Source organism: Bacteroides bouchesdurhonensis, from assembly GCF_900155865.1.
In the GTDB taxonomy this organism is placed as follows: domain Bacteria; phylum Bacteroidota; class Bacteroidia; order Bacteroidales; family Bacteroidaceae; genus Bacteroides; species Bacteroides bouchesdurhonensis.
In genome coordinates this window covers 4,464,670-4,478,881 of sequence record NZ_LT707006.1, presented here as the reverse complement: position 1 = coordinate 4,478,881, position 14,212 = coordinate 4,464,670, and the positions used below count along the sequence as shown (strand labels likewise).

The window sequence follows — 14,212 nt, the reverse complement described above, 5'->3', positions numbered from 1 at the left end:
TTTATACAAGTGTTATGGTATAGTCGTCGAAGGAATAATCCTGTGAAGACATCTCTTCGGGAATATCTGGTAGCGTATCAACGATAGGATCATTTAAATAGTCCATCATTTGCTGGCTGTCCGAAGCTAAGCAATCTCCTTCTATCGGATATTCTACACATTCGATGTTTACCTCTTCGTGTTGTTCCGCACTTTCTACACTCAGAATGTTTATTTCATTATTTTCCGATGTAGGGTTGATAGCATCAGGCATAATGGAATTTGTTTCTGCTGAAATATCCTGTTCGTTAGTCGGATGCTGGTGGACATATCCGTTTGCTTCGGTCGTAGAGTGGGAAGTTTCCTCTGAAGATGGTGCTTCTCCATCTTTTTCAGCATTGTAAATAGCTGCCGCTACGCCTGCACCACTAGCCACGCCCCCCAGACCGGTTGCTTTCATCCGCTCTTTATTAAGGTTTGCCTTTTGATTTTGTTTCTCGTAATCGTTCATAACTAAACTACTTTTGATTTTACTGATTCAAAGATAAGGGATTGAATTGATAATGCCGAATCTTTAAAAGCTTATTACATGAAATAGGGGGATTACTGTACGAAATGCATTTGCAAGAGAATGCATAACTCAGCGATAAGTATGAATAGGAAGATGTATCTTTGAACTTTTTCATTCATCCATCCGCTTCCATCCTCTAATAGCTCCCACGTAGAGACTCCATTTTTCTTCAATAATAATATCAGATAAAATAAGAACTGGCAAATGAATGCGACTGGAATTCCATACTTGATTCCGGTTTGCATAAAATCCGATTTTGTGAGAATATCTGCTCCTTGTCCTCCATCGGGAGTTAACCATTCTGCTGCGACGGAAAAAATAAAGCATAGTACAATCATAGTTCCCGAACCTATCATCCAGAAACCCGCTTTTTGATTTTTTAAGTATAGCTGATATAGCCCTGTAATGTAGTAACAGAATGGGAATAATGCTATAAATAAGGATGTAAAAATAAGATCGAAATACCCAATACTAATCCAGGCAACATTTATTTCTGTGAAGCAAGTTAGTATAAAAAGGAATATGAGCCAGAGATTGATAAATAGATTTCTTTGATTAGCATATCTCTTCTTCGGGAGTGGAGTGACTCGGGTGGTTATTTCTGCATTGATGGGATTCGGGGCGATGTTTTTGTTTACGACAACTGTTTCGGAGTCTTCCTCAGCCTCATTCTCTTTCAGATTTTGTGATTCTTGCGTAGCTTTTAGGCGCATAAAAGCTTCTGTGCTCTGTAAACGATCCTTTTGCTTGGGCTGCATTGCATTATTTATAACCGTGATGATTTCCACAGGTATTGAAGGTGGTAAGGCAGGTATGCCATTTTCATAGACATCAATGGCTTCCGGTGGTTGTTTCCCTGTTAATAAATAGAGAAAAGTAGCTCCTAGGGAATAGATATCAGTACATGGAGAAAATGCTTTGATACCTTCTTGATTGTATTGTTCTAACGGTGCATATCCTTTACTTATACCGATGGGAGTACTGCTTGTTTGGCTTCCGGAACTATCATATCGTTTAGACAGGCCAAAATCAATTAAAACCACTTCATTTGAATTACGGAGTAAAATATTGGATGGTTTCACATCTAAATGCATAATATTCCGGTCGTGAAGGTATTGTAGTGCTTTTGCTACTTGCTGTATGTAAGTTGTTGCTTCCTGACTGGACATGGCTCTTTGTGCTTCAATTTTGTCTTTCAGTGATCCATCGTTTATATACTCCATGATATAATAGGATGTACCGTTTTCATTGAATATATCATAGATTGGTATAATGTACGTATTGTTTAGTCCCGCAATTAGTTGAGCTTCCTTGATAAACTTCTGTCGAAAACGTTCCACCTGTTCATGGTTTCCTACGGTTCCCAAAGAAACTTGTGAAGTGGTTTCATTGCGGTCGCAATATTCTTTCATAAAGAACTCTTTTATGGCAACATAACGATTCAATTCATCTTGCCATCCCAGATATGTAATACCGAAACCGCCTTGCCCCAAGACGCTTTTGATCTTGTATTTACCTCCTTGAAGGAGAGTGTCAGGTTGCAGTTGCATAACTATTTATCTTTTTTTATTTGGTGTTGTCTCAATGTTTTCAGTGCGTTCGCTTTTTTAAGTTCATTTAGTTCGATCCGAACACTTATTAGTTGGGAACGTAGGTCGAGGCAGATAGAGTCTTGTTGGTCTCGTAAGTTCTCCGTCGTTTCGGGTGAAACGTCGTTGTAGCTGGCATTTCGTTTCTTATCCTCTGCTTCTATTTTACTTTTTAAAGCACTTTCTTTGATTGTCAATGCTTTTAATCTAGTGTCAATCGTTACGGAGTCTTTAGCCGGCAGAAGGTAGTTTTTGCCGGTAGAAGATGCACGTAGGTTTCCAAAGAAACATCCGGTTATCAATAGGATAATGATCCAACAAGTATTTTTTTTCATATCATTTATCGGTATTAAGTGATTATTCGTATTTTGAGAATTTTTTTACTCCGACGATACTTTTTTTGTCCAACAAATTATTTGCTTTGACAGTCAGTGGAAGTAATGTATAATCGGGCGAAGTGCCATTAGACGTATTGCCGGATAGCTCAGTATATTCGCCTTCGGTAGAACAGATCGCTTCTTTGTAAGTATCCTGTGCAGCTTTTGAGACAATTAATTTTGTTTTCCGGTTATCCGATACTTGCAATAGAAATCTCTTTTCATTATTGGCTCCGGCAGTCAATAATGGCTTTTCTGAGCGCATGATGATTTGTATTAATTGTTTCATACGTGAGAATTCGCGGAATGAAATTACATTGAGTGAAGCGGGCAGATCGACAGAGGTGATATTCGGGCAGTCGATGAAAGCTCCCCGATGAATTGTTTCTACGCCTTCGGGAACTTTTATTTTGTTAGCGTATCCGCGGGGACATCCTAGTAGGATACTTTTTGTCTTGTTATAGAGAATTCCATCTATTGTAGTAAATTTCGGATTATTGTCATCCACTTTTATTTCTTTCAGGCATTTGAGTGCTTTCATGTTTTGTAGCTGTTGGATCTTGGCAGGTATGAACAGACTGGATAGCCGATTGCTCCAACGGAACATTTTTAGATTGACTTGCGTCCAATCGCTGCCTAAAGTTACCTGACTGATTGCGTTACATCGGAAGAAAGTACCTTCACCAAAGCGTACGGCATTGCCGGGAAATACTATATTTTCGAGTGAAGTGCAACCTTCAAAAGCAAAATCATTGATAGAAAGTAATCCGGAAGGAAGGACTATGCTTTTTAAAGAGGTAGCATTGCTAAATGCTTTCTGACCGATACTTGTCACACGATAGAGGGCATTGTTGTGCTTGATGGTAGACGGAATAACGATGTCTCCTTTATAAGGTGAGGGAGTAGGAGAAGAAATACTACCTTGAAAAGTGAGTTCTACCTGTTTATTCACCCTATTGGTGATATTGAAATATAATTTCTGACCGTTTGGGGTGGTAGCAGCGAAGTCGTGTGCGTTTAGGATGGAATAGCTCCCTAATATTAAGGCAATCCATATCATATTTATTCTTTTCATAACTGATTCGTATTTAAGATTTATGCCATGTAATCGTCTACGTCTCCATCATTAACATAGTCATTTTCTTCGTGCCGAGCTATTAGTATTTCCCTGTTCTTTTACATTTTCCTTTAATGTCTCGTTTACTTGTTTTTCTTCTTTCGCTTTCATAATGCTTTTTTTAATGGTTTATGTTCTTTTTCTGTTGCAAATGTAAAGCGGTAAACAGATATCGACAAATTTCTAAAATCATACTACACCAATTCCCTTGTTTAATGTACAAACTACCCGGTTTACTGGAGAATCTGTTAGTTCTCGGTATATTGAGCATTACAATTAAAACATTTCTTGGTCTTTTTCAGATCATCATAAGGCTGATAACCTAAGAAACGACGACACTTTGGGTTAGGGCAGACATAATCTTCGTGGAACTTCTTATCCAGATTATTCCAGAATATAGGACCTGTGGAAGATGAACGGTACGCAATCACAAAGAAGTAGATTGCCAGAATGAGTGCAACTGCATACAACACAATTCGTAATGGTGCAGGAATCCCCGGGATAAAACCACAAGCGATGGAGGCCATGGAAAGTACCCCTGTTACCGATCGGATAGCGTTCGATTTTCTCTCTTGAATTTGTACCCGAAGTTTTGTCTCATTATAATCTTTCCATATCTTTTCGAGGGGACGGATGGAATATGTTTCTGGGATAGGTCCCATTATTCCTTCCAGTATAGACTTTAAATTAAGGTGATAACGGTCGTTTCCTAATTCAATACGGTCATTGACGGTAACTTGTTTAGAGTCGATCCGTATTCCATTCACATAAGTCACGTTCTCGGGTTTCAGATTGGTAACAGTATATCCTCCTTGTCCATCAATTGTTATTTTACAGTGTTGACGACTGACGGAGTGGGGGACACTGTTGGCATTACCGTAGAAACGGTCTTGGTTGTTCACGATGATATGAAGTCGGGCAGCACCAGACTCTCTTCCTAAGATTAGTTCCATTTTTTATATAGTTATGCAGTTTTAACGGATAGAAATATCTCTTTCAGCTTTTTCAATGCTTCCTTAGAAACTTCCAATTGGAAAGCGAAGTTGGTGTAATCGCTTAAGACCAGCCTTTGCTTGAGAACATTGATTTGGTACACGTAATTGAGATTGATAATATAACGTTTTCCAATGCGTGCGAAGATTCGTGATCTCTCACGCAAACGTTCGTTTAACAACTTTTCGGTTTGTGCCAGGTTTATACCTATGGTAGGTCGTAACTTGTTAGTAAGAATAATAGATGTGTAGTTACCATCCGCTTCAAAATAGACGATTTTAGAGATATCTATACGTAATAGTTCATCGCGGGAATTAAGAAATAAATAATTCGTGTTCATAGCTTTCGAGCATTTTTTTTCACGCTTTAAAAATAGTAATAATTGAATAAAAAATGCGCTATTAAGAGGAGAAAATTATATTATTTTCTCCATATTGTTTCAATCTGCCTTTGTAGAGTTCTTTTTAGAACTCTACTTTCGGAGCTTTTTCACTTCCTTCTTCTGCCTGGAAATAGGCCTTTTTGTCAAAACCGAACATTCCCGCAAAAATATTTTTCGGGAAACGACGGATATTGGTATTGTATGTCTGTGCAGCATCATTGAAATTTTTACGAGCCACATTGATACGGTTTTCCGTGCCTTCCAACTGCGCTTGTAATTCCAGGAAGTTCTGGTTAGCTTTTAAATCCGGATAGTTCTCAGTGATTGCAAGTAATTTACCCAAAGCAGATGTGACTGCACCTTGTGCTTTCTGATATTCTGCTAATTTTTCCGGAGTGAGATCCGCAGCATCCACTTTGATTTGCGTGGCTTTACTACGTGCTTCAACTACACCTTCCAGCGTTTCTTTTTCGTGAGTTGCATATCCTTTTACTGTATTTACCAGATTTGGAATCAAGTCTGCACGCCGTTGGTATTGAGTTTCTACATTTGCCCATTGCCCGTTTACATTTTCTTCCATTGCCACCAGACCATTATATGCATTAACAGCCCAGATCACAAGGATTACTACAATGGCTAAAATGATAATAATTGATTTTTTCATGTCTCTTGCTTTTATTAAGTTTGAAAATCAGATTTCTTATTAGTTGAATTCAAATTTATTTCTCTATAATCATACTTAGAATCAGAACCTTGAACCGGCACCACCTCCGCCGCCTGAACCACCGCCAAAGCTTCCTCCGCCGAAACCGCCTCCAAAGCCTCCGCCATGTCCTCTTCCTCCACCGAAGCCACCAATAAACGGACCACCTCCGCCACCTCCTCTGTGACGGTAGTCGTCATCATAACTTTGCTGTTGCCTTTTGACCGTATGTCCACAATTTCTACATGTGTAAACAACCTCTTCTGTCTTGATGCCATTTACATTTGAAATGGGTCTGCTACTACTTCTTTGCAATTTGTGCTTGCCACATTTGGGACAACGACTCTGATTCCATGAGGCATAGAAGGCTACCCCGATACCAAAGGCAATAAAACCAATAATGGCAATAATCATATCCTTTGAACCACTTCTTTCTGGTTCGGAAACGGAATCGTTCTCCATAGAACCGTCCAGACGCTGACAAGTGGCTTTTACCCCAGCCAACATTCCTGCATCCCAATTTCCATCTTTTAAATATGGAATCATATATTGGGTCTGAATCCTTTTACAGATTGCATCAGGAAGTATCCCTTCTAATCCATAGCCGGTATAAAATTGGATACAACGTTGATCCTTCACTAGTAAAATGACTAATCCGTTATTCATCTCTTTTTTCCCCACACCCCACTTGTTCAATAGCTGATGACTAAAATCAAAACACGATTCTTCTCCGATGGAAGGAACAACAGCTACTACTGTTTCAATTCCGGTTTGTTGTTCCAAAGCATAAAGCATCGCGTCAATAGAGTCGCAAACGGCTTGCGATAGTATGCCAGTTGGGTTACAAACATACTGCATTTTATTTTGCAGATGTACTTTCGGCAGATTGTCTACCGTATATACTTTTTCTTGAGCTTGCAGAGATGTCAGTAGAAAAGTAATAAATAACAGTGTGAATATTGATTTCATGACAGTTGTTTAACTTTTACGGATATATAATTTTTTCTGTTACGAATTTCAAACTCCCTGTTTTTAATAGGTTTAATGAATATACTGCCCGACAAATTCACGAACTTTCTCGGTATATTCTTTTTTATTCTCTTTGTATGAAACGGCATGAGTCGCTCCCGGGACAATCCATAGCACTTTGGGCTCCGGTTTGGCTTCGTAGAGAGGGTAAACCATCCAGGTAGGTACATACGTATCCTTGTCTCCATGAATAAAAAACATAGGTAACTTACATTTTGCAACTTGTTTTAACGAAGAGGCTTCTTTGAAATTCCAACCGTATTTTCTTTCACACAGCCAACTGGTAGTATGTAACAGTGGGAAAGGAGGAAGATGGAAGGTTGATTTTAATTCGTGTGCAAACTCATCCCAAACGCTGGTATAACCACAATCTTCTACAAAACATTTCACAAAAGGTTGTTGCTTTTCACCGGATACCATCATAGTTGTGGCAGCTCCCATAGATATGCCATGTACCACCATTTGTGTACTGTCCCCGAAAATCTGGTTCGCAATGTTCATCCATTGCAACACGTCAAGTCGGTCTTTCCAACCCATCTGAATGGCAGGACCTTCGCTTTCTCCTTGATGTTGTAGTTCGGGCAAGAGGATATTATAAGCTAAATCCCGATTATAAAGATAACCGATCATAAACATGCGAATAGCATTATCTGTATATCCGTGCACAATGACGGCCGTTTTATTGGTCGGTTGTGGAGCGGCGACATAAAATGCATGCAGTTGTCTTCCTTCCGGATTAATGATAAAAGTGTCTCTAAGTGCATCTACTTGCCTTAAGCTGTCTACCCATGAACGAAGAAACGGATAGTTTTTATACATAAAAGGATAAGAGTCTGCATTTTTAGATAATATCTTGGCATTCGGAGTTAAAGAGAAGTTGAGCATATAAAAACTTCCTCCGATAGTGCAGCTGGTGAGCACCAGCAAAATGATAATAATAATGTAAATATACTTCTTCATAAGCCCGAATCTCTTTTCACTTTTATTTCTTTCTCCTTAAAAAAGGAATGGAGGAGAGGCTTTACTTATGCCAAATCTCCCAAGCTGCAAATGCTTGCAATAATAGCATTTCCAACCCATTTTTAGTAACGGCACCCTGCTCTTCTCCTTTTTTCATGAAGAGAGTAACGTTCGGATTATATAACAAATCGTAAAGTAAATGGTTCGGAGTCAGTTGGTCATACGGGATGTTTGGGCAAAAGTCCACTTTAGGATACATACCTAATGGGGTACAATTGACTATTACAGTATATTCCGTCATGATTTCAGGAGTAAGCTCTTCGTAGGTTAGCATCCCGTCTGCTTTGTGAGTACGGGACACAAATACACTTTCGATTCCCAGATTTTGAAGTCCGCGGTACACTGCTTTAGAAGCCCCGCCTGTGCCAAGAATCAAGGCTTTCTTGTGGTGAGGTTGCAGTAATGGTTGGATAGATTGGGTAAATCCGATAATGTCAGAGTTATATCCAATTAATTTAACTTTACCTTTCTGCTGGCGGATAATTTTGATTACATTTACAGCACCGATTTTAGCAGTATCAGGATCTAACTCATCCAAAAAAGGAATAACCTGTTCTTTATAAGGAATGGTAACGTTGAGCCCATATAGGTTCGGATTTTCTTCGATGACCTCCATAAAATCGTTAATACTGGGAATCTCGAAATTTACGTATTCCGCATTAATGTTTTCTGATTTAAACTTCTCGTTGAAGTAGCCGATAGAAAACGAATGTTTTAGGGGGTAGCCAATTAAACCATATTTTTCCATAACACGAAAAAGTTAAAATGATTAGTTCTGCTTAAGTTTTATTTAGTAGCCATATAAAGTGTACAGATACCAAAAGTTAAACGTCGGAAATTCACTTCGCTGAAACCGGCTTTAGTGATAACTTCCTTCATGATTTCCCCTTGGGGAAATACCTTAATGGTGTTCGGTAGATAGTGATAGGCACTATTATCTTTAGAGAGTAGTTTACCAAGCAACGGGATGACAACTTTGGAATAAATAGAGAATAACTGCTTCATTGGAAACCGATCCGGGGTAGTCAATTCGAGAATCACAAGATGGCCGCCGGGGGTTAGTACACGGCACATTTCCGAAAGTCCTTTATCCAGGTCTTCAAAGTTACGTATACCGAAAGCTACAGTAATAGCATCAAAACTGCTGTTGGCAAATGAAAGAGAAGTACAGTCCTCCCGGGCAAAAGAAATTTTGTCCGAGAGTCCTTCCTTCTTAACTTTTTCACGACCCACATTCATCATACCTTCCGAAATGTCCGTACCGATCAATTCGGCAGGCTGTAATTCGCGACAAGCGAGGATGGCAAAATCTCCTGTTCCCGTAGCAACGTCCATTATACGTAGCGGACGGAAGGGGCGGAGCCAGGCAATTGCTTTACGGCGCCAACTGCGGTCAATACCCAGAGATAAGGTATGATTCAGTTTGTCATAAGCGTGAGCGATGTTATCAAACATCTTCTCTACTTGCTCGGTCTTTTCACCTTCTTCGTTGTAAGGTTTGATATGCTGTTGTGGGTAATCCATTCTTATTTAGTCAGGAAATTCATTACATTCTTTTCGATACGTTCAGCAATATTGCTGGTATCCTCTTTCACAAATTTCTCACCGGTGATGTTCTCAAACAATTCGATGTAGCGGTCGCTGATGCTCTGTACAATAGCCGGAGTCATTTCAGGAACTTTCTGTCCATCTTTACCTTGGAAGCCATTCTCCATCAACCATTCACGAACGAATTCTTTAGAAAGTTGTTTTTGAGGTTCACCTTTTTCGAAACGTTCCTGATAACCTTCTGAATAGAAATAACGGCTGGAGTCCGGAGTATGAATCTCATCCATCAAATAAATCGTACCATTGTGCTTTCCGAATTCATATTTAGTATCAACGAGGATCAATCCACGTTCAGCAGCGATCTCAGTGCCACGTTTGAAGAGAGCCAATGTATATTTTTCAAGAATAGCATATTCTTCCGGAGTAGCCAGACCTTGTTTCAGAATTTCTTCTTTAGAGATATCTTCGTCATGAAGACCCATTTCAGCTTTGGTAGTCGGAGTAACAATTGGTTCCGGGAATTTCTGGTTTTCACGCATTCCATCCGGCAATTTCACACCACAGATTTCACGTACACCACTTTTGTAAGTACGCCAAGCACTACCGCACAAATAACCGCGTACGATCATTTCTACCGGGAAACCTTCGCACAATACACCTACAGTAACCATTGGATCAGGTGTAGCCAGTTTCCAGTTCGGACAGATGTCGGTAGTGGCATCGAGGAATTTTGCTGCAATTTGGTTCAGCATTTGTCCTTTGTAAGGAATACCTTCAGGCAATACTACGTCAAAGGCCGAAATACGGTCAGTTGCTACCATAACAAGTTTTTCGCCATTGATGTTGTATACATCGCGCACTTTTCCGTGGTACACACTTTTCTGTCCCGGAAAGTTGAAATCTGTTTTTGTTAATGCTTTCATCGTTTTTATATAATTATATATTACAAGTTCCAATTTACAGCAACACTAGTTATTCGCTAACCAGTTTAGACGGACGTTCACCATTGATGATCAGTTGCTCTTTCTTCCGATTTTCCCGTTCAATCTTCATCTCTTTGTCGAATTTATCATAAGCGTCTACGATACGTTCCACTAATTTGTGGCGTACGATATCTTTCTTGTTGAGTTCTACGAAGCTGATACCTTTTACTCCTTTCAGGATGCGGAGTGCTTGGACCAATCCTGATGTCTGTGAGGATGGTAGGTCAATCTGTGTCATGTCACCTGTTACAATCATCTTGGTATTCATACCCATGCGGGTAAGGAACATTTTGATTTGTTGCGTAGTCGTATTCTGTGCTTCGTCCAGAATCACCACTGCATCATTCAGCGTACGTCCACGCATGAAAGCCAATGGTGCAATCTGGATAACATTCAAGTCCATGTATTCTTTTAGCTTGGCAGCAGGAATCATATCCTGTAGCGCATCGTATAAAGGTTGCAGATATGGGTCTATCTTATCCTTCATGTCGCCGGGCAGGAATCCGAGCTTTTCTCCGGCTTCTACAGCGGGGCGGCTGAGAATAATCTTTTTGATTTCTTTATTTTTCAGAGCACGAACAGCGAGTGCAATAGCAGTATATGTCTTTCCCGATCCTGCCGGACCGATAGCGAATACCATATCATTCTTGGAAAATCCTTCTACCAGTTTCAATTGATTCTCACTTCTGGGAATAATTGGCTTACCTGTGACACTGAAAACGATTACATTACCTGTTTGCTCTGCCTGAGGGGCATTACCTTTGATAATGTCGATGATGACTTCCTCTTTCAGTGAATTATATTGGGCACAATATTTCTCCAGTTTGGTGATATTTTCTTCGAAGGCGCACATCTCTTCTTCATCGCCCAGCACTTTGATTACATTACCGCGTGCAACGATGCGTAGCTTCGGATATAAAGCTTTAATTAACTGTATGTTGGCGTTGTTTACACCATAAAAAATAACCGGGTCAATATCCTCAAGAACAATCAGTTTCTCTATCATTGAATCGTATTAAAGAAAAATTTCTGCAAATTTAATGAAACGTTTTGGATTCTTAGATTGTTTAGGGATGAATTTTATTTCTCTTTTTATTCTACTATCCACTTCTCAATGTTTCTTGTCTCATTGCTGAAGTTTACACCTATTTTGATAAATACTCTTTCATCGGCAGAGAATGCTTGGGCATAATGTCTCTTATTAATTTGCTTCAAAGCTTCTTCGATTGTTCCTTTCGGTTTGAATTCCATTATATAAATAAAACACTCTGTTTGAAGGATAAGGTCAATTTGCCCTTGTGAAGTATGATACTCAGCTTTTACATGAAAAGTTCTTTCCTTTCGTAAACTCTCAAAGTTCTATATGCCAATAGGATATATTTTGTCCATGATCTGATCTTTTTGAATTGCAGTTGTACAAAGATAAAAGTTTCTTTGCATAACATAAAATTAAAACGAAATCATCGTGCAGTAATGTGGAAACACCCTTGTTTCAGTTCATACTTTATATAGCATTTATCAGCTTGTCGTAAGTCTCTTAGCACTTCAGACAGAACGAGTTTCAAAGTATCCGAGCTAACATCCTGTAAAGGACGTCCGTCTTCATCTTCCACTTTTTTGAAGCGTTTCCAACTAACGTCGAAAGTAGCTCCATAGCAGTGGGCAGAGTTTGCAGATGCATTACCGTTGCGGCGGCGAAGACGTTTCACGTCTTTATTGGTGCGAAGTACAGAAGTAATAATTATCTGATTAGGATTTAGACCTTTGGAAGTTAATGAATCGAGGAAATTAGAACCGATTGTATCAAGGAGCTCGCTGGCGCGGGGGATGAGGTAGGGGATAGAATGCGTCAGTGAATCAACAGAATAAAACTTATTGTCTGTGATATGTATCAATTGTTCCTTCATGCTTTCGGCTTCTTCACGATCCTCCAATGGTTTGATGCCTATATTTTGGGCTATAGCCAGATGCTTTTCGTTTAAATCAGGGAAAGAACGTTTGTAACTAACTACACCATGGATATTGCGAGGCTCGTTTACTTTGAGTGACATATCTTTCTTTTTGCAACCGGCAGTGAGAGTAAGTAAAGCGATGATAAAAGTAATTGGAAATAAAATCTGATTTTTACGGGCGTTCATTGTTATTATATAAATCTTTATGTTTTTACTATTTATACTTCCCACGTTCTGCATGCCTTTCCGGCAGCAATATATACTACATAAGTACGTATCCGGTAAGTGGGGAACTGGTTATTGATATCTGTAGCGTAATTCTTTACTTGGCTTACGTCTGCAGGACGCGGCATACTCATTTTTTCTACTTCGGTAGCCTCTTTGGATTTAAAGTATTTGAATTCTACGATACGGCAATCATTATGGAAATCTGTGCCGGGAATGCCTGTCATCACAAAATCCGCTCGTCCGGATGGCAAATTTTGCTCCAAAGCGAAAGTGAAGCAGTTGCTCAAATAGCGGCTACATACTTCAAAGAAGGAACAGCGGATAAAGTTCTCATTTATTTTATCGAAAACTTGTGCGGGGAATTGTCCTAGATATTGTTCGAAATAGTTTGCTATCAGTGGTTCCAGCAGGCGATCAACCATAAACTTTCGATAAACGGGGACAAAACGTCGTGCATCGTCGCTTACCCGATTTATCTCATTATAATAATTCATGTAGATACTTCGGGCTGTCAGGTTGGGAAGTACCATTGTAAATCCATCTTTCAGAGTAGTCATTCCCAGATAAAAGAGACTGATAGGGTAGAATTGTGGGTCGAAGAACTTCTGTTTGTTGAACTTGCTGCGCAATTCCGGTTGAGAATAAATCAGTTCATTATCAATCACTAGTGCGTCGAGCATCTCTTTAGCATTTTCCAGTGTGATGGTGAGTCTTCGTATCCAATTGACATCCGTACGGAGATTTTCGTCCACCATTTCATCGGGAATTGCTCCGTTGTTGACAGCAAACTTTTTGAAGAAATAAGTCAATATCGTCGAATTGAACAGTGGACGTGCATTAGGTAAAAAACGGTATCCATCGTAATTATTCAAGATAAGCGTCCACAACTCGTCAAAACGGTCTTCGTCGTTTCCGTATTTACGGATAACATATCGCAGATACTCTGCTGCTTCGTCATGATTGAAACCTAACATTTCGGTAAAAGTTGGTTCCAGGGTGAGTATTTCAGCAATGTTATATCCGCTTGTCAGGTCGTCCATGGTAACGGGAAGCACCCCTGTACAGAAGCAGGTACGAATACTACCTTCTCCTATACCGGCTTTGATGACCTTAAAGAATGTGCGCAAGAAACTTTCACCTGTTGTCACATTCTCGTAGAGTGGATCTTTGTAGGCAGTAAGCAGTTGATTAGTGAAATTGTCATATTCATCAATCAAAATATAAATCTTAGGCAAATTATGTGCGCGAACAAAACTGAGAACTTCTCTTAACATTTGTGATGCATTCCCGAAATTGGTAAATTGGAAATCACCAAAAAGGTCTCTATTGTGTTCTACCATTATTTTTACCGGATCACAGTTTAATATATTGAAGTTCTTTTCCAATTCTTCTATGTCATTTCCCATCACCATTTGAGAAAAGTCATAGCGGATAATCATATATTGGTTATGCTCTTTCGTAGGATGTGCACCGATCCACGTACCGCCGAACAGTTCTTCGAAACGGTGTGCTTTGCTACGGTCGTAATAATGCGCCAGTGTAGACACCAGCAGACTTTTTCCAAAACGGCGCGGGCGCAGGAAGACAGGAGCATTGTATTGCTCCAGACGTGGGATGAATCCGGTTTTATCTACATAGTAGAATCCCCGTTCACGTAAGTCGGCGAAATCGGCTACAGCATAAGGTATAGTGATATTCATTGTCTTTTGTTTATGTAATACTAAACAAAGGTAGTGAATTT

Annotated in this window: 15 protein-coding genes and 1 pseudogene; all 16 read right to left on the bottom strand. The window is 39.6% G+C overall.

Translation table 11 applies throughout. The features are described from left to right. Window position 1: 1 nt before the first annotated feature. The 16 genes and pseudogenes from CZ225_RS19650 to CZ225_RS19575 all read right to left on the bottom strand — a co-directional run bounded on the left by CZ225_RS19650 (window position 2) and on the right by CZ225_RS19575 (window position 14,171). Window positions 2-490, bottom strand: coding sequence for a hypothetical protein (locus CZ225_RS19650; RefSeq protein ID WP_077155145.1), 489 nt, complete (start codon window positions 488-490; stop codon window positions 2-4). 92 nt (window positions 491-582) lie between these two features. Beyond that, window positions 583-2,100 (bottom strand): serine/threonine-protein kinase, encoded by a 1,518-nt coding sequence (locus tag CZ225_RS19645; protein WP_077155144.1) that lies wholly within the window; start codon window positions 2,098-2,100, stop codon window positions 583-585. 2 nt (window positions 2,101-2,102) lie between these two features. Then, window positions 2,103-2,474 (bottom strand): hypothetical protein, encoded by a 372-nt coding sequence (locus CZ225_RS19640; protein WP_077155143.1) that lies wholly within the window; start codon window positions 2,472-2,474, stop codon window positions 2,103-2,105. A gap of 22 nt (window positions 2,475-2,496) precedes the next feature. Next, window positions 2,497-3,591: a leucine-rich repeat domain-containing protein gene (locus CZ225_RS19635; RefSeq protein WP_083714677.1), complete on the bottom strand. Its 1,095-nt coding sequence runs from the start codon at window positions 3,589-3,591 to the stop codon at window positions 2,497-2,499. 290 nt (window positions 3,592-3,881) lie between these two features. Further along, window positions 3,882-4,586, bottom strand: a complete 705-nt coding sequence (locus CZ225_RS19630; protein WP_077155141.1) for an FHA domain-containing protein — start codon at window positions 4,584-4,586, stop codon at window positions 3,882-3,884. 11 nt (window positions 4,587-4,597) lie between these two features. After that, window positions 4,598-4,966 carry a LytTR family DNA-binding domain-containing protein gene (locus CZ225_RS19625; protein WP_077155140.1) on the bottom strand — a complete coding sequence of 123 codons (369 nt, stop codon included), beginning with the start codon at window positions 4,964-4,966 and terminating at the stop codon, window positions 4,598-4,600. Window positions 4,967-5,090: 124 nt separating this feature from the next. After that, a complete protein-coding gene (locus CZ225_RS19620) occupies window positions 5,091-5,672 on the bottom strand; it encodes a LemA family protein (protein ID WP_077155139.1) in 582 nt (193 codons plus the stop codon). A gap of 81 nt (window positions 5,673-5,753) precedes the next feature. Further along, window positions 5,754-6,680: a TPM domain-containing protein gene (locus CZ225_RS19615; RefSeq protein WP_077155138.1), complete on the bottom strand. Its 927-nt coding sequence runs from the start codon at window positions 6,678-6,680 to the stop codon at window positions 5,754-5,756. Window positions 6,681-6,752: 72 nt separating this feature from the next. Next, the gene (locus CZ225_RS19610) at window positions 6,753-7,700 is read right to left on the bottom strand and encodes an alpha/beta hydrolase (RefSeq protein ID WP_077155137.1); all 948 of its coding nucleotides are present in this window, start codon (window positions 7,698-7,700) and stop codon (window positions 6,753-6,755) included. Window positions 7,701-7,761: 61 nt separating this feature from the next. After that, a complete protein-coding gene (locus CZ225_RS19605; RefSeq protein WP_077155136.1) occupies window positions 7,762-8,508 on the bottom strand; it encodes a shikimate dehydrogenase family protein in 747 nt (248 codons plus the stop codon). A 38-nt stretch (window positions 8,509-8,546) separates the two neighbouring features. After that, window positions 8,547-9,284, bottom strand: a complete 738-nt coding sequence (gene ubiE / locus CZ225_RS19600) for a bifunctional demethylmenaquinone methyltransferase/2-methoxy-6-polyprenyl-1,4-benzoquinol methylase UbiE (RefSeq protein WP_077155135.1) — start codon at window positions 9,282-9,284, stop codon at window positions 8,547-8,549. 2 nt (window positions 9,285-9,286) lie between these two features. After that, window positions 9,287-10,231, bottom strand: coding sequence for a phosphoribosylaminoimidazolesuccinocarboxamide synthase (locus CZ225_RS19595; RefSeq protein WP_077155134.1), 945 nt, complete (start codon window positions 10,229-10,231; stop codon window positions 9,287-9,289). A gap of 49 nt (window positions 10,232-10,280) precedes the next feature. After that, complete coding sequence (locus CZ225_RS19590; protein ID WP_077155133.1) at window positions 10,281-11,297, bottom strand: PhoH family protein; 1,017 nt, start codon at window positions 11,295-11,297, stop codon at window positions 10,281-10,283. An 86-nt stretch (window positions 11,298-11,383) separates the two neighbouring features. Next, window positions 11,384-11,620 (bottom strand): annotated as a pseudogene (locus CZ225_RS19585) (PD-(D/E)XK nuclease domain-containing protein); the annotation flags it as partial. A gap of 131 nt (window positions 11,621-11,751) precedes the next feature. Next, window positions 11,752-12,429: a DUF5715 family protein gene (locus CZ225_RS19580; RefSeq protein ID WP_077155132.1), complete on the bottom strand. Its 678-nt coding sequence runs from the start codon at window positions 12,427-12,429 to the stop codon at window positions 11,752-11,754. Between the two features lie 32 nt (window positions 12,430-12,461). Then, window positions 12,462-14,171, bottom strand: a complete 1,710-nt coding sequence (locus CZ225_RS19575) for an ATP-binding protein (protein ID WP_077155131.1) — start codon at window positions 14,169-14,171, stop codon at window positions 12,462-12,464. Between the last annotated feature and the right edge of the window lie 41 nt (window positions 14,172-14,212).

Coding starts and splice junctions, on each gene's coding strand:
- CZ225_RS19610 (WP_077155137.1), bottom strand. CDS start 7,700: ATGAAGAAGTATATTTACATTATTATTATCATTTTGCTGGTGCTCACC.
- CZ225_RS19650 (WP_077155145.1), bottom strand. CDS start 490: ATGAACGATTACGAGAAACAAAATCAAAAGGCAAACCTTAATAAAGAG.
- CZ225_RS19590 (WP_077155133.1), bottom strand. CDS start 11,297: ATGATAGAGAAACTGATTGTTCTTGAGGATATTGACCCGGTTATTTTT.
- CZ225_RS19640 (WP_077155143.1), bottom strand. CDS start 2,474: ATGAAAAAAAATACTTGTTGGATCATTATCCTATTGATAACCGGATGT.
- CZ225_RS19630 (WP_077155141.1), bottom strand. CDS start 4,586: ATGGAACTAATCTTAGGAAGAGAGTCTGGTGCTGCCCGACTTCATATC.
- CZ225_RS19575 (WP_077155131.1), bottom strand. CDS start 14,171: ATGAATATCACTATACCTTATGCTGTAGCCGATTTCGCCGACTTACGT.
- CZ225_RS19645 (WP_077155144.1), bottom strand. CDS start 2,100: ATGCAACTGCAACCTGACACTCTCCTTCAAGGAGGTAAATACAAGATC.
- ubiE (WP_077155135.1), bottom strand. CDS start 9,284: ATGGATTACCCACAACAGCATATCAAACCTTACAACGAAGAAGGTGAA.
- CZ225_RS19595 (WP_077155134.1), bottom strand. CDS start 10,231: ATGAAAGCATTAACAAAAACAGATTTCAACTTTCCGGGACAGAAAAGT.
- CZ225_RS19605 (WP_077155136.1), bottom strand. CDS start 8,508: ATGGAAAAATATGGTTTAATTGGCTACCCCCTAAAACATTCGTTTTCT.
- CZ225_RS19580 (WP_077155132.1), bottom strand. CDS start 12,429: ATGAACGCCCGTAAAAATCAGATTTTATTTCCAATTACTTTTATCATC.
- CZ225_RS19620 (WP_077155139.1), bottom strand. CDS start 5,672: ATGAAAAAATCAATTATTATCATTTTAGCCATTGTAGTAATCCTTGTG.
- CZ225_RS19625 (WP_077155140.1), bottom strand. CDS start 4,966: ATGAACACGAATTATTTATTTCTTAATTCCCGCGATGAACTATTACGT.
- CZ225_RS19615 (WP_077155138.1), bottom strand. CDS start 6,680: ATGAAATCAATATTCACACTGTTATTTATTACTTTTCTACTGACATCT.
- CZ225_RS19635 (WP_083714677.1), bottom strand. CDS start 3,591: ATGAAAAGAATAAATATGATATGGATTGCCTTAATATTAGGGAGCTAT.